This is a genomic window from Oceanihabitans sp. IOP_32 (genome assembly GCF_009498295.1).
Lineage (GTDB): Bacteria > Bacteroidota > Bacteroidia > Flavobacteriales > Flavobacteriaceae > Wocania > Wocania indica.
In genome coordinates this window covers 2,199,649-2,218,378 of record NZ_CP040813.1, presented here as the reverse complement: position 1 = coordinate 2,218,378, position 18,730 = coordinate 2,199,649, and the positions used below count along the sequence as shown (strand labels likewise).

The 18,730-nt window shown below is 35.4% G+C and carries 13 protein-coding genes and 1 tRNA gene; 2 read left to right on the top strand and 12 right to left on the bottom strand.

The features are described from left to right. Nucleotides 1–5: 5 nt before the first annotated feature. The 4 genes from FEZ18_RS09200 to FEZ18_RS09185 form a co-directional block, all read right to left on the bottom strand. The gene (locus FEZ18_RS09200; protein WP_153268033.1) at nt 6–2,378 is read right to left on the bottom strand and encodes a GAF domain-containing protein; all 2,373 of its coding nucleotides are present in this window, start codon (nt 2,376–2,378) and stop codon (nt 6–8) included. A gap of 269 nt (nt 2,379–2,647) precedes the next feature. Then, nucleotides 2,648–2,720: transfer RNA gene (locus FEZ18_RS09195), tRNA-Met, on the bottom strand. Between the two features lie 123 nt (nt 2,721–2,843). Then, nucleotides 2,844–3,023 carry a CPXCG motif-containing cysteine-rich protein gene (locus FEZ18_RS09190; protein WP_153268032.1) on the bottom strand — a complete coding sequence of 60 codons (180 nt, stop codon included), beginning with the start codon at nt 3,021–3,023 and terminating at the stop codon, nt 2,844–2,846. Between the two features lie 58 nt (nt 3,024–3,081). After that, nucleotides 3,082–5,001, bottom strand: coding sequence for an ABC-F family ATP-binding cassette domain-containing protein (locus tag FEZ18_RS09185; RefSeq protein WP_153268031.1), 1,920 nt, complete (start codon nt 4,999–5,001; stop codon nt 3,082–3,084). 86 nt (nt 5,002–5,087) lie between these two features. Between FEZ18_RS09185 and FEZ18_RS09180 the strand changes: the two genes are divergently transcribed. Further along, nucleotides 5,088–5,471 (top strand): DUF983 domain-containing protein, encoded by a 384-nt coding sequence (locus tag FEZ18_RS09180; protein ID WP_153268030.1) that lies wholly within the window; start codon nt 5,088–5,090, stop codon nt 5,469–5,471. 143 nt (nt 5,472–5,614) lie between these two features. Here FEZ18_RS09180 and FEZ18_RS09175 read toward each other — a convergent pair whose 3' ends face one another. The 8 genes from FEZ18_RS09175 to FEZ18_RS09140 all read right to left on the bottom strand — a co-directional run bounded on the left by FEZ18_RS09175 (nt 5,615) and on the right by FEZ18_RS09140 (nt 16,588). Next, nucleotides 5,615–6,655, bottom strand: coding sequence for an NAD(P)/FAD-dependent oxidoreductase (locus FEZ18_RS09175; protein ID WP_153269093.1), 1,041 nt, complete (start codon nt 6,653–6,655; stop codon nt 5,615–5,617). A gap of 525 nt (nt 6,656–7,180) precedes the next feature. Beyond that, complete coding sequence (gene gldN, locus FEZ18_RS09170) at nt 7,181–8,071, bottom strand: gliding motility protein GldN (protein WP_153268029.1); 891 nt, start codon at nt 8,069–8,071, stop codon at nt 7,181–7,183. A gap of 41 nt (nt 8,072–8,112) precedes the next feature. Next, entirely contained in the window at nt 8,113–9,675 is a 1,563-nt protein-coding gene (gene gldM, locus FEZ18_RS09165) for a gliding motility protein GldM (protein WP_153268028.1), read from the bottom strand. A 47-nt stretch (nt 9,676–9,722) separates the two neighbouring features. Beyond that, on the bottom strand, nt 9,723–10,364 hold the full coding sequence (gene gldL / locus FEZ18_RS09160) for a gliding motility protein GldL (RefSeq protein WP_194269466.1): 642 nt from the start codon (nt 10,362–10,364) through the stop codon (nt 9,723–9,725). 90 nt (nt 10,365–10,454) lie between these two features. Then, nucleotides 10,455–11,807 (bottom strand): gliding motility lipoprotein GldK, encoded by a 1,353-nt coding sequence (gene gldK / locus FEZ18_RS09155; RefSeq protein WP_194269465.1) that lies wholly within the window; start codon nt 11,805–11,807, stop codon nt 10,455–10,457. Nucleotides 11,808–11,968: 161 nt separating this feature from the next. Continuing rightward, nucleotides 11,969–13,135, bottom strand: coding sequence for a formimidoylglutamase (locus FEZ18_RS09150; protein WP_153268026.1), 1,167 nt, complete (start codon nt 13,133–13,135; stop codon nt 11,969–11,971). 4 nt (nt 13,136–13,139) lie between these two features. Next, nucleotides 13,140–15,674 (bottom strand): type I DNA topoisomerase, encoded by a 2,535-nt coding sequence (gene topA / locus FEZ18_RS09145; RefSeq protein WP_153268025.1) that lies wholly within the window; start codon nt 15,672–15,674, stop codon nt 13,140–13,142. A 137-nt stretch (nt 15,675–15,811) separates the two neighbouring features. Continuing rightward, nucleotides 15,812–16,588 carry a hypothetical protein gene (locus FEZ18_RS09140; protein WP_153268024.1) on the bottom strand — a complete coding sequence of 259 codons (777 nt, stop codon included), beginning with the start codon at nt 16,586–16,588 and terminating at the stop codon, nt 15,812–15,814. Nucleotides 16,589–17,280: 692 nt separating this feature from the next. Here FEZ18_RS09140 and miaB point away from each other — a divergent pair. Next, complete coding sequence (gene miaB, locus FEZ18_RS09135; protein WP_153268023.1) at nt 17,281–18,729, top strand: tRNA (N6-isopentenyl adenosine(37)-C2)-methylthiotransferase MiaB; 1,449 nt, start codon at nt 17,281–17,283, stop codon at nt 18,727–18,729. The last annotated feature ends 1 nt before the right edge of the window (nt 18,730 follow it).

Here is an 18,730-nt window from a genome sequence, read left to right as displayed (position 1 = left end):
ATAGGCTATTCGATAAGATCAAAGGAGTCTTTATACCAGTAGTTCTCCTCAAAACTACGTTTCTGATCATATAAAAATTCGACTCTAAAAGCCTTTAGTCCGGTAATACCTTGAAGATTTTCTAACTCAACATTTTCTATCTGGGGCGCAAAAACACCCTTAGATTGCAAGAAGTTTATATACGCCATATATTCCTGTCGATCACGTTCTTGACTGTAGACAATAACTAATTTTCCAGGTTGTGTTAAGCGCTCGTTTTTGCCTTTTATATAAGATTTATCAATGCGTTTTTTAATGACTTCATATCTTATATTATACGCGCCATCGACATCAAATCTTTTTTCATCAGTCCTAAAACGTATAGAGAGTTTAGAGCCATAAACTAAAATTAAAGAGGTAACCTCTAAGGGGATTGGAAGTTTAGATTTTAAATAATAATATCTGTTTTCCATTTCGGCCATCAATTGTAACTGCCATAACCTTAAATTTCTCAAATGTGTACTGCTAAAGGTAAGATTTTGAGTTAATGCCTCCCCAATGTATATGTTATAATCGATACCATCAGTCTTAAACCGCTCAAAATAATGAGGAAATATTTGTTGTGCCCTTTCCTGTTCTTTATCAATTACGCTAGCAAACATCTTGTTAATGGCTGCAACACTATGGTCAAAATTATTTCTGTGATCGTAGTAGGCTAACTTTTTTACATCGATTTTGGCTTGATAATCTAAAATTTTGGTATTAATGGTGCCTCCTAATAGTTTCAGATTTTCAAATACTGGATTAATTTCATTAGTAATAAAATTAAAAATTAATTGATCGCTACTGGAGTTTAACAATTTATTAATTTCTCTAATATAGTTTTTAGTCTTAACAATTAAATACTCATATTTTGCGGCGTATGCTTTTTTTAATGCATAATTTAATATACTAACAATATCTGATAACTGAATTGTTAAATCACGCCTAATGGCCAAGTTTCGTTGAGTAGAAGACCCCTTAATATCAATTTGACCGTATAACGGGTTTACATTTTCAAAAACTATCTCGTTAAATGTTGGTTTTTCATCAAACTTAGACTTTTTTATAAAGTTTTTTGCTTCTTCTTCAAACTTCCAATACACAGAAGGGTGAATTGCAGTACACTCATTTTGTATAACAGCATCAATTAAATTAGCCTGTTCAGCATTAGCTCTTAAAACAGAGGTGACTAAAAACGGCTTAATAACCTCCAATTTATTAACTATACTACCGTTAAGCTCACTTTTATTTGGTGATCCAATTTCTAAAACACCCAATAAATCATCATTATTTGTTATGGGCGCCAATATTACACTTTGATAAGCGGAAGCTTTCATGTTTTTATAAAGCGAAAAACAACCTCCAAGTTCATAACTATCATTAACATCAGAAATATTAAAAAAGCGCTTCTCCTCCATGATGAACTTGTAGGTTTCTGGACACAACGCTTCTCTGCACGAGACATTTTCCTCATCGCCCAAAATAACACTTCTAATGTTGTTATTGGATAATGATTTGAATTGGTTTAGTTTTTTATCGTAAAATACAAAGCTAGTATGTATGGCTTTCAGACCGAAAAAAGAACGAAAGGTCTCTTGAAGATCATCTAATAAAGAATCACTAGTTTTTGCATTTGAGCTCGATATCATTGCAGATTTCATTGCGGATATGGAATGCTCGTCGGTAACATCGACCATATTTAAAACAACAAAGCCTTTTGCAATAAAACTACCTGGCGGAATTTTACTTTTCCAAAGTTCAAGATCGTCAAAATTATCCAACAACTCGTTAACATCGTCTTGCGTTAATACTTTTGTTTTTTCTGTAGGTAATAGTTCTAAAAAATCAGCATTATAAAGCACCCGATAATTACGAATAACCCCGTGTTTATCTGGAATATCAAAAAAATACGAACGTGAATAATCTAACTTAAAACCATAATATAAATTTAATAATAAAACTGCCGATCTTATATAAGACACATCTTTGCCTTGGCTTCTAATTTTAGGGGTAAAACCAGGACCTGCGTCTGTCATTATTTTTTTAAAACGCTTTGTAGGATTAAAAATTAAACTATCATAAGGTAACGAGCCCGTTTTTATTTCATTACTACTTAAAACCTCAGAAAAGGTATCTTCAAGAATTATCGAGATGATGTTCTCATATTTTTTTAATAAGCTTTTATCTGTAAAGCCCTCTCGCAATTCTGGATAAGGCGCCTGAGCATCAAGAACACGCTTGGCTTTAAGAACTAAAAATGGATCTTCACTTTTGGCTAAACCATCGTAATATTCTAAGAGTTTATTAAAACTTAAAACATATTTTATTGGGCTATTATTAAGCGTTATATTAAACATAAGTAAAAGATAAAATTACAAAACATTTCATAACCCTCTGGGAACATGATCTTTTTAAAGCAGAATTATAGTTTCGTCTATTTATAGAAGTGAGATACATAATAAAAAATGATAAAGTACAATTTAATACCAATTTAATTTTAAAATGTCGCATTATTAATTTGGTATAACATCAATAAGTCTGATGCCGCAGAAAAACAATCGATGCTCTACTTACTAGCTAAAAATAAAAAAGGGCTTCAATCTCTTGAAACCCTTGTTTTTCCTAGTAGCGGGAACAGGACTCGAACCTGTGACCTTCGGGTTATGAGCCCGACGAGCTACCTACTGCTCTATCCCGCGATGTTATACTGAAATAGTTGTTTTAGCTTTTAACTTATCGGTTCATAATGCCGACCTCACTATTTCGGACTGCAAATATACAACCCTTTTTCAATTAAACAAGAGTAAATTTAAAAAAAATTATTATCCTAAGCTATTAGCCTGAAAATCTTGCAACTCCGAATTTAAAAAAGTTGCAGAAATTTGAATAGGGTTACAACACACCTCACAATCTTCAATATAAACTTGCTTTGTAACCGAATAATCTAAAAGCATAGAGATATTTTCCCAGCAATACGGACAAGTGAAAAAATGCTCTTCCATGGCTATCAATATTTAGTCTTTACCGTATTGTAAATATAACCAAAATTTAAAAATCTATTTAAATTTTAACAGCGTTAAACTGCTCAATTTCTAATTGAATCGCCTCCCATTTCTCCATATAATCTTGTAAATCGGATTTCTTTTTTTTATATTCTTCAAAAAAATTAGATTTTGAAGTCACCTCTTCATAATTAGCTTCAAGTGATAAATCTATGGCTTTTATCTCACGCTCTAAGTCATTTATTTTCGACTCCACGTTACTCAACTTATTATTTAAAGATTTTATTTTTTTCTGATCCTCGTAACTGCGTTGTGTTTTTACTTTGGGAGTTTCCTTTACCACCGTGCGCTTTTCAACTTCGCGTAAACTTTCCACTTTACGTTGGTCTAAATAATAATCAATATCGCCCAAGTATTCTTTTATTTTATGGTCCTTAAACTCATAAACGGTATGGGTTAACCCTTGTAAAAAATCCCGATCGTGAGAGACCAAAATTAAAGTTCCTTCAAAACGTTTAAGCGCTTCTTTCAAAACATTTTTAGACTTAATATCTAAGTGGTTTGTAGGCTCATCCATGACCAATACATTAAATGGTTGCAGCATCAATTTAGCCAATGCTAAACGGTTGCGTTCGCCTCCAGATAATACTCTTACATATTTATCTACCTCTTCTCCTCTAAATAAAAAAGACCCTAAAATATCACGTACTTTACTTCTATTGGTTTCATTTGCGGCATCAATCATAATGTCGTGCACCGTTTTGTTACCATCTAGATATTCGGCCTGGTTTTGGGCAAAATAGCCAATCTGTACATTATGCCCCAACTTTAAATGCCCGTTATATTTAATATCGCCAACAATAATTTTTGCCAGTGTCGATTTTCCCTGTCCGTTTTGACCCACAAAGGCCGTCTTGGTATTCCGCTCGATTAGTAAATCGATATCTTTTAAAACCTGATTATCGCCATAACTTTTTGAGATCCCTTCGGCTTCAATAACCACCTTTCCAGGAGTTACAGAAACCGGGAAATTAAGCGTCATCACACTATTATCATCTTCATCTACCTCTATCCTATCTATTTTATCAAGCTTTTTAATAAGCGATTGTGCCATCGTAGCTTTTGAAGCTTTGGCACGAAATTTCTCAATAAGCTTCTCGGTTTGTTCTATTTGCTTTTGCTGGTTTTTTTGAGATGCCAATTGCTGCGTTCGCAACTCCTCTCGTAACACCAAATATTTAGTATATGGCTTGGGGTAATCGTATATTCTACCTAAAGAAATTTCAATGGTTCTATTGGTAACGTTGTCTAAAAACATTTTATCGTGAGATACAATAACCACAGCACCGGGGTAATTTCTTAAAAACCCTTCAAGCCAAATAATCGATTCGATATCTAAATGGTTTGTTGGCTCATCTAACAATAATATATCATTATTCTGAAGAAGGAGCTTTGCGAGTTCGATACGCATACGCCATCCGCCAGAGAAAGTATCGGTAAGTTTATCAAAATCCTCACGTTTAAAACCTAGACCTTGTAAAATCTTTTCGGTATCCCCTTGATAATTATAGCCCCCAAGAATTTCGTATTGGTGTTGCAAATCGTTTATATCGACCATTAATTGATGATAACCCTCACTCTCGTAATCGGTTCGTTCGGCCATTTGGGTGTTAACAGCCTCCATTTGGGCTTCCAACTCCTTAATATCGGTAAAGGCTTGGTAGGCTTCTTCAAGTACGGTACGCCCTAAAACAAAATCAATATCTTGCTTTAAAAAACCAATTTTCATATCCTTATCTGCCGCAATTTGACCAGAATCAGGCTCCATTTCTTTCGATAGAATCTTCAACATAGTCGATTTTCCGGCACCATTTTTACCAATAAGGCCTATTCTATCGCCGTTTCCAAGTTTAAATGTAATATCTTCAAACAAGTATTCGCCTTGAAATGAAATCGATAGATTGTGAATGTTCATCATAGAAATGTAACTTATGCAACAGAACTTTAAGTATTAAAACTTATTTTTGCTCTGTAAATTAAAAATGCAAAAGTACATTAAAATATATGTTTAAAAAAGGAAGTAAATTATATAGTGTGTTCACGGGTGCTTGTCCTAAATGCCACCAAGAGTGTATGTTTACTAATAAAAACCCCTACGTACTATCTGAAGCTTTTAATATGCGCGAAAAGTGTTCGCACTGTGGGCTAAAATATCGTATCGAACCCTCCTTCTTCTATGGTTCGATGTATATAAGCTATGCGGTTGGTATCGCCTTTGCCACGGCTGCTTTTGTAATTTCCTTTTTTGTCTTTAAGGCCAGTATACACGCCGTATTTATATCAATTATTATTACTTTATTGGCTTTTGTGCCCGTTATTTTTAGACTGTCCAGAACCATTTGGATTAACCTATTTATAAGTTACGACAAGACCTTAGCCAAAAAATAATTTATGGGCGTTACCCCAAAAAAGGGGTCGGGCTTTCCAATACAATCTTTTTTTCGTGCCTCAAAAAAGGATTTCCATTACAATCCCTAACGCAGATTGCCGGCTCTACCAAATTAAACGTAGGGTATTGAAAATAGCTAAATCTATAAAAAACGTTTAATATCTATCTCGGTATCCAAAGGTGTTTGGTGTTCAATAAAATTATAAAGCGCCCTTGCCACATAGGGTCCAATCATAACGCCACGCGAACCCAAACCATTTAAAACATACATGTTTTTACATCTAGCATGTTGCCCAACTAAGGGGCGTCTATCTTTTACCGTAGGCCGTATTCCTGCCACTTGATTAACCACACTATACGAACAATTAATGAGTGTTTCCAGTTTAGTTAAAAGGGTGTCTTTAGCCTGGCTGGTAACCGCATGAGTGGTATCGTCCCTCTGGTAAGTCGCACCAACGATATATAAATTATCATGCAACGGAATTAAAAAAACACCAGCTTTTAAAACATAATTAATTTTTAAATCGGGTGCCTCAATAATTAACAATTCCCCTTTAGTAGGCATCAAAGGTAAGTGTTTAAAATACGGGTTTTTAACAAGGCCAAAACCTTCAGCAAAAACGATGTGTTTGGCGCTTATATCTCGGTACTGGACACCTTCATCTCCTGTTTCAATATGTTGATAATCAAAATCGGACTCAAAAAAGAGCTCTTTGCTCAATAATTCCTTTTTATAGGCATCCACCAAACATTTCACATCAATTCTACCGGTTTGTAAAACTTCTCCGAAACCAAATTGAGCAGATATATTAGGATGGGTGTTTTTTATAATTTCAGGAGACAAATATTCAGCTAATTTGGGCTTATCGCAGGCGGCAAACCAGTTGTTTTGTTCTTCAAGTGATGCGAATTTTCGATACACAGACATTTTATAGTCCAGTTTCACTTGTAGCCTTTTTTCTAAATTAGCATACATGGGCAATGCCGTTTTTAGTTGTAAAGCACTATTCCAAACCGATGTAAAACGTTTTAAGACCACTGGATTATACAAACCACCAGCCACTATAGATGACTGTTGAGAACTGTTATCGAAAACAACAAACGTTTTATTATTAGCCTTTAATTGTTCGCAAAAACTAATACCGGCTAAACCTACACCTATAATTATATAATCTACTTGCATATGCTGCAAAGATACCTGTATTTTGGATTTCTATTAACACAATTTTCAAATCTCGATAAAATATTGGAAACCCATTAAATGTAACCCCAATAGAAACCCCTTTTTTGCCCTAATAAAATCTACATTTTAAACTCTAGTCGCCATTAGGTTTATTTACCTGATGAAGACGCATATAAATGCCGTTTTTTATTGGTTTTTAAACAAATTTGATTAGCCCTCCATCACGCCATAAGACCAATTTACTTTTGAAAGTCGTATGGTTAATTTCAATTAATTTTTTCTCAGATGAGATAGAAATCGCAGATTCACGAACTCGTTATTTTACTCTAATATGGGCGTGAGCTAAAATCAAAATATAGGTAAAAAAGAACTGCGCAGCACATCATATTCACCTATTTATAAAATAGAAAAATGTGAGTAAACGAATTATATGCGGCATGACATGGCTAATTTGGTATTAGACTTTAGCTTAAAAAAAAGGCCATCTTTACAGACGGCCTTTTAGATTGTATATTTTAAAGATTATTAATTGGTCCACATATCCAACTCAAAGTCTCTAATTTTTTCTTTTATCCGATCTGCTTCTAATAATTGCATCAAGGCATTATCAGGTATATAATCGCCAATCTTTCTATCGCCCTGAACATTTTCTTCGGCATAAATAGTGGCGTGAAAACGTCTTGAATTTAAAATATGATCGAAAGAAAAAGGAACCGAACTATTGCTATTATTAAAAGCTTTAGCCTCGTGCAAAACATTTCGGGCATCTGGGAAAAACACCCAAAACAACTCAACTAAATCAGGTTGTTCCTCATCAATAAAATTCACATCAGGAGCCACTGGCGCAATACCTAATAAACGATATTTCATTTCGGCCTGACGCTTATCAAAATACCATAAACCTTTAATATGATAGGCTTTAATATCTCCGGCGTTTAAAGTACGCTTATTGATGTATTCTGCCGACAAGACCTCACCAGCATTTAATTGCTCAATACCCAATTCGGTTGTATCGACCATGGTTAAAGCACCTTCAATATCTTTTAAAGTACGCTTTGATGTAAAATAAGAATCACCGTATATATTTTCTATTTCACCGTTTTGAATACTCTTCATCAATACATCGTATAACGATCGTCTATTTTGACCAATGTTATTGGTATCAATAGGATAGTATAACGGAAAGTTAGAGCGCTCGTCTAGGTTTATTCTTTCCCAAACAATTTTAGAAAAAAGCACATCTCTATCGTCAACATAACCATAATCTAAAGGTTTATCGTTGTCGACAGCTTTTTGAGCTTCTGTTCGCACTCCAATTTCTTCTGGACTTTTTGCATTCAATATATTTGCTTGTGCAAAAACACTAGATACAGTAAAGACAGCAGTTACGGTTAATAAAAAACTTTTCAAATTCATTTCTTTTACTTTTTAATTATTAGAATACCATCCAATACATTCTAGTTGGTGAGCTCAACAAATACAGGGGAAACTTTTTTAAGTATCACACTCACACCAGAAGCTTTAGCCTCGATGTCGAATATTTGAACTCCAGAACCACGTTTCGCTCTACGCAACGCAGCTTTTGCTCTATTATCTAACTTATTACCCTTAACATTTATTGTTGGTTGCCCTTGAACTTTAAATTTAAAACCTGTAACACGTAAAGGCAATTCGAAATCGAAATCATCAAATTTAGCACCAATAGTAGAAATCTCAAGACTATTTCGCTGCATTTTTAACGATCCGTCTTCACCCCTTACCGTACCGGTAGGTTTTGGTAAATCTTTAATTCTAAATTTAGCATTGTCGCTTACAGGGGTTCCATCTGGTAATGTACCGCTAACGTTAATTCTAACTTCTCTACCTTTAATTCTGGTAGCATCCATAACATAGCTACTACCCGACCTTCTGGATAAACCTTGTGCACTTGCAGATACCTTATTGTCTGGAATACCAGCAAAAGAAATGGTCATCGGGTTTTTAACGCCTCTGTAAACCACATTCATTTTATCTGCAGAAATGGTTGCTGAGTTTGGTTTAGATACTGTTGCAAAAGATGAATTTACAGGAACTTCAATTTCTTCACCATCTTGAGCAAAAATTAATTTACCTTCAATTTTATGTTCTCCAACTCCTCCAGCACCAATATTTAACTTGACCTTTCCCTCTTCAATAGTATATTCTTTCTCAGATAATGGTCTGCCATCTAAAGTTAATTCTACTCGCGTTGGTACCGTCGATGCATCTTTACGACCTAGTACTATTTGACCGTCGAACTTCTCGCCATTAAAATACGCAGACTTAGAGGTTTCCATTAATGTGGTGTAATTTGTCATTGACACCTCACTAGAAAGTGTACCCTGCAACATATTACTCAAAATTTCAGACTCGGTCGTTTTTATATCCGATTGAAGTTGAGTAATTTTTGTTAAAGAAGCTACTAATGGAAAGCCTTTGTAATGATAGTCTAACCAATCGACCTCGATACCGTCTCGATTTGTAACTTGGCTGGTAGTAAATTTATCTTTTACATCTTTAACTACCTCTTCCATGCCCTTCTCATCCTGTAAAAGCGCTACTACGCCTTCTCTAAAGTTTTCAATTTGATTTAAAAATTCTTGACCATCTTCCTTAAGCTTGTCGCCTTTAAAGAATTTTTCATCCAAATAATTGCCTCTGTCCATTTTCTCATAATCTTGAGGATCTTCTACAGTGGCTTTCATGCCCTTTTTTAATTCTGCTAAATAAGCGTCGAATTCTTGGGCTAGTTTGTGTATTTTATCGGCATCTGCTTTTAAAGGCGCGTATTTTTCAGGTTGTTCTTCGGCCTTCAGCGCTAAACTTTCTACGAAATTATTGTTACGCGCTTCTGCTGCCTGATTTGACTCTACAAGCCTTTCATTCATTAATCCGAAGGCTGAAAGCACTTCTTTCGACATATTTAAAGCTAGCATTGCTATAAATATTAAATACATCAGATTAATCATTCTCTGTCTCGGTGATAAATTTCCTCCTGCCATGTCTAATTAGGTTTTTGGTTAATTAATACTTTGGGTTAACCCACTAACTAGTTTTTGTTCATTGCAGATAACATACCACCATAAACACCATTTAACGATGATAGGTTGGATGCTAAAGATTGCATTTGCTCTTTTAGTTTCGCAGCATTCTCTACAGACTCTTGGTTAATTGCAGCTTGTTTACTAGCACTCTCTAACTGTACTTTGTACAAGCTGTTTAAAGATTCCATTTGTGCCGCAGCAAGCGTTAATTCTTGTCCGTACTTTTTTGAAGCTTCTACAGATTCTGCTGTCGAAGAAATATTTTTTGCCGCACCTTCGAAATTTTTAATACTCTGGCCTAAGCTTGACATTAATTCGCCATCAATTTTAGCTTCTTTTAATAATTCATCCAGTTTTTGTGATAACAATCCCTGTGCATTTTGTGGCTGCTCTTTTTTAGCTCCTGGTTTACCGCCTTGTAATTCTGGGTACACTAGCGCCCAATTAAATTCGTCATCGACAGGCTCAAATGCCGAAATGGCAAAAATTATGGCTTCGGCTACTAGCCCGATAGTTAACATGAGGTTACCATTAATTGGTCCGAGTTCGAAATGCGTAATCTTAAATAAAGCCCCAATAATTACGATTGAAGCTCCCAGGCCATAAGCCATATTAATATACTTTTTTCTTGTGTTTGTGTTTGCCATGATTTTTTAGTTTTAAAATTTAAGTAACCATAAATTACTTAAGTAGGTTAGATAATTGTTTAGTTTAAATACGTTTAGTAGTTGATAGACTTAGTTGTTAGTAACTTTTGTACCCATATAATCTTGAACCGTTCTGAAACCAATATAGCTTCTTGCAGAATCGGCATATTCGTAGTCTCTAGTACTTACTTGTAAATAGTAAGCTACATCTTTCCATGAACCTCCTCTTATAACCTTACGTTTGTTGTTTTTATCGTTAACACTTGGATTTATTGTTGAAGTGTACTCGTACGAGTTTGGATCGTAAGAAGCATTAACCCATTCTGAGACATTACCAGCCATATTATACAAATTATAATCGTTAGGGTCGTAAGATTTAGCTTCTACAGTATACAAGGCTTGGTCGGCAGCGTAATCGCCTCGTACTGGCTTAAAGTTTGCCATAAAGCAACCTCTAGAACTTCTGGTATAAGGTCCACCCCAGGGATAAGTTGCGGCTTGTAACCCCCCTCTTGCCGCGTACTCCCATTCGGCCTCGTTAGGCAATCTAAACCGATTTACATGTGCAGCTTTTTTAGATTTTTGATAAGTATTTTTATTAATCGTTCTCCACTCACAAAATGCTTTTGCTTGTTTCCATGTTACACCCACAACTGGATAATCGCTGTAAGCGTCGTGCCAAAAATAATCGTTGTGCATAGGTTCGTTATAAGAATACGCAAAATCTCTTATCCAAACTGTGGTGTCTGGGTAAACATTAACTTCTTCTTTGATAATGGCATCTTTACGTTTTACACCTCTATTTCTGGCAGCCTCCTGAATATCCATGTAACTGTATTGAAAATTAAATTTCTTAACATCCCAAGTGCGCTGGCCATTATAACTCTCCTCGAGTGGTAAATACATAGTATCCATAACCTCAGCGTAAAATTCATCTGGATATTTATCGGTGTCAAAAATTAGATCAATATCTCTGTTTATTTTTCGACCTTCGTATCCCGTGTCGCCAAGACCAGTATAATTCTCGAACATATATTTTTCATAAACAGACATGTTCGTTGTATCGGCATCTTTAAAAGCATACTCACCAATACCACCATCCTGTGGTGTTAAACCATAATCGTCTGCCATCTTAGCCAATTCAAGTCTTAAAATAGAATCTCTTACCCAGTTAACAAACTGTCTATATTCGCTATTTGTAATCTCTGTGGCATCCATATACAGTGCTCTTACAGTAACGGTTTTTGCAGGGGCATCGTGAACACCAGCAAGATCGTCGTCAGCTTTACCCATAATAAATGCACCACCAGGTATAAGCTCCATACCATAAGGCTTTTCTGGATGCCATTTTTTACCCTTAACACCTACCAACTCACCTCTGTCTTTAGAGCCACAACTGGTTAACAATGCTAAAACTGCGGTTAATAAAATAAACTTCTTCATATTCATAGGAAACTCGAGGTTAATTAATTAAGCTTGATCATTAAGACTGTAAACATATTTATATAAAATGTAAAAAACAACTTTTATTTCAAAAAAATTACATTTCGTCGTGTAAAACCTGCATTTAATCGATGAATTTTTTCTGAAATGATAAATTTAAGTTAAAAACAATTCTTTTGGAAAGCCTTATACCAGCGTTCTGGTATATGGTTATTACAGGCTTCCAAATAATCTTGATGCGTGCAAGGTAATAACGTATGTCTTTTTAATTTATTATTGATGTCTGATAAAAAGGGAATCTCAATCCACCACCTTCCCGAGGCAGTACTTTTGTAAAACACCAATTCTTGGTCGTCCACTAAAGCGATAAACTTTTGATAACTTTTTTCATCTACAAAAACATCATCTTTCACTCTAAAATTATAGCCCTCAATAAAGTACCAAATTATCTGAGCGATTAACATAGACGTTATCTCGTCATCTTTAGAAGGTTTGTAACCATAAATTCCAAACGAAGACACTTTGTTGCTTATCCCCGCATAACGCGAAATAGCACAAATTTCTTTACCGTCTAAACCATTGGGAGAGTACTTTTGATTTACACTTACTTCTGATGCCTTTACCGCATTTAAATCGACACTTACAATATTCGCATCGCGCAAAACGGGTTCGACTAGAGTAATGTCTTTTGAAACTTCACCGAGACGATAAGATTCAAAATAAAGTTTTTCCATCAAATCTATTTCTTCTTGAGAGTTAAAATAGGTTTGATATCCAATAGTAGCATAATTAAAAAGATTATAGGGCTCTTCTAATACTATCTTACCAATAAAACTATCACTTTTTAGTGGTTTTTGAGAGTCACCTAAATTAAATTTACAATCCACATTTACAATATTAACCATTGGAATTAGCGCATCGTAGGCTCGATAATTGGCATAGGTTAAATCTTGCGATCCCCCAATAATAAGAGGGATGATGTTTTGTTGAACCAATATGGAAACGGCTTCTTTTACAGCAAAATAAGTATCCTCAACAGTTTCTCCTTTATTAATATTACCTAAATCTGCCACTGTAGCGTGCCAGCTACCTGGATAAAGGGCGTAAAAAGATTTTCTAATTTCATTAATTTGAAATGCTTCACCAATATAATGGGCGTCGTTTCTATTTTCTAGCACACCAAAAAGAGCAATATGAACACCCTCTAAGTCCGGCATACCATTTTTTGCCGAATGAATTCGTAATTTACGCCCTAATGCTTGAGGTGAAAGCAACGCATTATGAGCTAATACGACATCTGAAACTGGCGATAAGAAACTAAAATTCATAACCTTATTTCTTTTTTACTGCGGTTTTCTTTTTGGTGGTTTTCTTAGTCGTTGTTTTTTTTGTAGCCGGCTTCTTTTTGGCTGCTTTTTTCTTTGGGGTTTTGGCTTCAATAAGCGCCTTGGCTTCATCTAAGGTCATATCGGAAACATCAATTGTCTTTGCCAACTCCACTTTTATTTTTCCTTTTATAACGTTGTGTCTTCCCCAGCGTGCTTTTTCTACCCGAATGCCTTCATCTTCCCAATTATGGATAACTTTGTCGATTTCTTTTTGAATTTTAGTCTCAATCAACTCCACAATATCTTCTTCCGACAAATTATCCCAATCGTATTTTTTATTCACATTAATGAACATATTGTTCCATTTAATGAAGGGACCAAAACGCCCTTTACCTTTTTGTACTGGCAATTCTTTGTACATATATATGGGCGCATCAGCTTTTTGCTTTTCCTTTATTAACACAATAGCATCCTCTAATTCTACATTTAAAGGATCTGTCCCTTTTGGAAGCGAGACGAAGGTTTCTCCAAATTTTACATAGGGCCCAAAGCGTCCATTATTAACCAGCACCTCTTCACCCTCGTAAGTCCCCAAATCTTTTGGGAGTTTAAACAAATCCATAGCCTCTTCAAAGGTTATGGTATTTAATTGTTGATCTGGTCCTAAACTAGCAAATTGTGGTTTCTCTTCGTCGTCTACAGTACCAATTTGAACCATAGGACCAAACTTACCCAAACGCACACTTACGCGTTTTCCAGTTTTGGGATCTTCGCCTAAAATGCGTTCTCCAGACTCTCTTTCGGCGTTTTCTTTAACATGTTCTACCTGCGGATGAAAATCTTTATAAAAGGATTTCATCATTTTTATCCAATCCTCTTTTCCTTCGGCTATATCATCGAAATCTGCCTCAACTTTGGCAGTAAAGTTATAATCTAAAATGTTTTCGAAATGATTGACTAAAAAATCGGTTACAATCATACCAATATCTGTTGGTACGAGTTTACCTTTATCCGATCCTACTTTTTCGGATAAGGTTTTTTCCTTTACCTCCCCTGCTTTAAGTGTTAATTGCGAATAGTTTCGTGCTTCTCCTTCAACAGTTCCTTTTTCTACATAATTTCTATTCTGGATGGTCGAAATGGTTGGTGCGTAGGTTGAGGGACGCCCAATTCCTAATTCTTCTAATTTTTTAACTAAAGAGGCTTCGGTATATCTTGCAGGCGGACGTGTATAACGCTGCGTTGCGGTTATGTAATTATTGAGTAAGGTTTCGCTGGCTTTCATCGCTGGCAGCATACCTTCTTGCTCAACATCTTCATCGTCGGTACCTTCTAAATACACTTTTAAAAAGCCATCGAAAGTGATAACCTCTCCATTCGCAGTGAAGGTTTCTTTGTGGGTTGAAGCGCTTATTTTAACATTGGTACGCTCTAATTGGGCGTCACTCATTTGCGAAGCGATAGAACGTTTCCAAATTAAATCGTACAAACGCGCTTGGTCGTAATCGATATCTACAGAATGGATAGCAAAACTTGTTGGTCGAATGGCCTCGTGCGCCTCTTGTGCACCTTTAGCTTTGCCTTTAAAATTTCGTGGTTTACTATACTTACTACCATAAGCCGTTTTAATTTCGGCCTCGGCACCTTTTCGTGCTTCGTCTGATAAATTAACACTATCGGTTCTCATATAGGTAATTAAACCAGCCTCGTAAAGCCGTTGCGCCATGGTCATGGTCTTACTTACCGAAAAATATAATTTACGTGCCGCTTCTTGTTGTAAGGTCGATGTCGTAAATGGGGGTGCAGGCGATTTTTTAGCTGGTTTTTTTTGAAGATCGGCTACTTTAAAATGAGCCGAAAGATTTTGCTCCAAAAAGTTTTGAGCTTCTGTTTTCGATGAAAAGTTTTTAGGCAATTTGGCTTTAAATGTCTTACCTTCTTCATTTGAAAACTCGGCATCAATGCGATACGAAGCAACAGGCTTAAAATTTTGAATATCCCTTTCTCGCTCGACAATTAATCGCACAGAAACCGACTGTACTCGTCCTGCCGATAAACCACCTTTTACCTTTCGCCAAAGCACAGGCGACAACTCGTAACCTACTATTCTATCTAATACTCGACGCGCTTGTTGTGCATCGACTAAATCGTAATCAATACCTCTCGGGTTTTCGATAGCTTTATCGATAGCCGACTTGGTAATTTCATGAAAAACAATACGTTTTGTTTTATCTTTATCGAGTTTTAATGCCTCGGCCAAATGCCATGCTATAGCCTCACCCTCGCGATCCTCATCACTAGCTAGCCATACCATTTCGGCTTTTTTCGCTAAATCTTTTAGCTTTTTTACTACTGCTTTTTTATCTTTAGAGACTTCGTACGTTGGTTTAAAATCACCTTCTACATTTACACCCAATTCCTTTGAAGGTAAATCGGATATATGCCCAAAACTAGATTCTACTTTAAAATCTTTTCCTAGAAATTTTTCTATAGTTTTTGCCTTAGCAGGTGACTCAACAATCACTAAATTCTTTGCCATACTTCGTTTTTTGAAGGTACAAATGTATATCAAAAAAAACTTATCTGTAACTTTTTAGAGATAATCTGTGTATTTCTTAACAACAAAAGCCTGTGTTTTTGTTTAAAAACACAGGCTTTTTCTAATTATTTTAAATATTATTCTACACTTTCTCCAATTTGTTCTATCGCACTAGCTTCGTTAAAACCAACGACATTTTTGTAAATTAAATAAACGGGGTGGTACACAAAGGTATACGTAAATAACAACCCTACACCACATAACAAATACCCCACCATTTGAGACAGTAAAACACTCACAATTATTAACCCGAAAGCCAATAACCACTTTTTATGCCCGAGTTTAAAACTCACTTTAATCATATCTCCAACCGATAAGTCGGGATTAAAGGCAAAGATTACATTAAAAAAAGACAAGGGTACAATCATATAAATTAAAGGTACATAGCATAAAAAAGCTGACGGCACAGCTATTAAAATAGAAGCCAACATTAGCATGAAGGCCTTACCTAAATACTTGTTTTTAACAAAATAGAATAAATCGGTGGTTGTTGTTGCCTCATTATTATCTAACTTTCTCATCATTCTATAAAACCCAGCATTCATCGCCACAGAAATAGCTCCAAAAACAAGAAAACACGCGACTAAAAATAAGATGTAGAGAATAGACATACTACCAAAAAAAGTATCAAAAACCTCTGGACCAGCACCTTCACTTTGCGCTATAATCAAGCCTATTAATGGAAGATATAACATGAAAAATAATGGTATCATAATTGCCATGGTTAGTAAAACGAGTATAAAACCCTGTAACCACGTTTTTTTAAACAATTCGATAGATTCGCCAAAGATAGTTCCGAAATCTAAATCTCTGGCATTTTCTATTTTCTCTAATAAGGTCGTTGTCGTATTCATAAATGAAAATTAGGTTTGTTTAGTTTTCAAATAAAACACTTTCTAATATAAATTACTAGCGATATTTTATTTAACTTAAAATTCTCAAAAAGAAAAAGATTAAAATACCATAGTATGAAGTCTAAAATTGTTTTCGATTAACCATTAGATTCCCTAGCTTGTAATACCCATTTTAACTGCCCACTTAAACCAAACCAAGATATGAGCAAATACAACGAACTTTATAAATTATTGCAGACTGCAACAACTAAATCAGTTAAACCCTTTTAAAGTGACTCTTAAATGCATTGAATAAAGGGCACAGTGCGCTTAAAAGAACATGGTAATTTTTAACCATTAATGTCCGACAAAAGACATGAGACCGCTTCGCTAATAGACATAAGAACCAAGACTTGATTCTAACTAACTGATAAACAGAAATACTTTAAATTAACAAAATAGTTCCTTTAAATCTTAAAAATTATTTCAAATAAGCAAGGTGACATTTTAAAAAACGCGCAAAGTTCTTAATTTTAAAAGGATGGACAGCATTATAATATTTTTAATCGGACACTAGTAATTTTTAACAAAAACCACATGACATTGTGTCACAAAATCATAAAATAAATACTATATTTGCAGACTTACTTACAGTGTTTAACTAATTTCATTTTTTTTGCTTAAGCCTGTAGTTAATCGAAGTAGAAAAGATCATGGAGAAAATAATAGACGAAAGCAAACAGGGTCAATCTTTAGTATTAGACCATAAAAAAGAAAATACACGTAAACTTTTTATTGAAAGCTATGGCTGTGCCATGAATTTTAGCGATAGTGAGATTGTAGCTTCCATCTTAACCAACGAGGGATTTAACACTACTCAAACCTTAGAAGAGGCTGATTTGGTATTGGTTAACACTTGCTCTATTCGGGATAAAGCAGAACAAACCATACGCAAACGTTTAGAAAAATATAACGCTGTAAAACGCGACCTAAATCCAAAGATGAAAGTGGGCGTTTTGGGCTGCATGGCAGAACGCCTGAAAACAAAATTTCTTGAAGAAGAAAAAATTGTTGATTTAGTTGTTGGTCCAGATGCTTACAAAGACCTACCCAATCTTCTTGCCGAAGTTGATCAAGGTAGAGACGCGATAAACGTGATCCTCTCTAAAGACGAAACCTACGGAGACATTTCTCCGGTTAGATTAAACAGCAATGGAGTCACCGCGTTTGTATCGATTACTCGTGGTTGTGATAATATGTGTACCTTCTGCGTGGTGCCTTTTACACGGGGGAGAGAACGCAGTAGAGATCCGCAGAGTATTATAGAAGAAATTAACGACTTATGGCACAAAGGATATAAAGAAATCACCTTGCTTGGACAAAACGTGGACAGCTATCTGTGGTATGGCGGTGGTTTAAAAAAAGATTTTAATAAAGCCAGCGACATGCAAAAAGCTACAGCTGTAAATTTTTCTAATTTATTGGAAATTTGTGCGAAAGCCCAGCCTAAAATGCGTATTCGTTTTTCGACATCAAACCCACAAGATTTAACGCTTGATGTTGTTAAGACCATGGCGAAGCACCAAAACATATGTAAGCACATACACCTACCAGTGCAAAGTGGCAGTAACCGCATTTTAAAAGCCATGAACCGCTTACATACGCGAGAAGAATACATGCAACTTATAGATCAAATTCGCGAAATTATTCCAGACTGCGCTATAAGTCAAGATATGATTATTGGATTTCCTACCGAAACAGAAACCGATTTTCAAGACACCTTGTCTTTAATGGCCTACGTAAAATATAATTTTGGTTATATGTATGCTTATTCAGAGCGCCCAGGCACCATGGCAGGACGCAATATGGAAGACGACATCCCTGAAGCCGTAAAAAAAAGACGCCTTCAAGACGTCGTCGATTTACAGCGTAAACACAGTGAAATTACTACGAAAACATGGCTTAACAAAACGGTAGAAGTTTTAATTGAAAAAGAGTCGAAAAAATCTGAATCACAATGGTCTGGCCGCACGCCTCAAAACATAGTTTGTGTGTTTCCAAAAGAAAATTATAACATTGGCGAGTTTGTAAATGTAAAAGTTACAGATTGCACCAGTGCCACTCTAATTGGAGAAGCTGTAAGTTTAAGTGATAATAATTAAC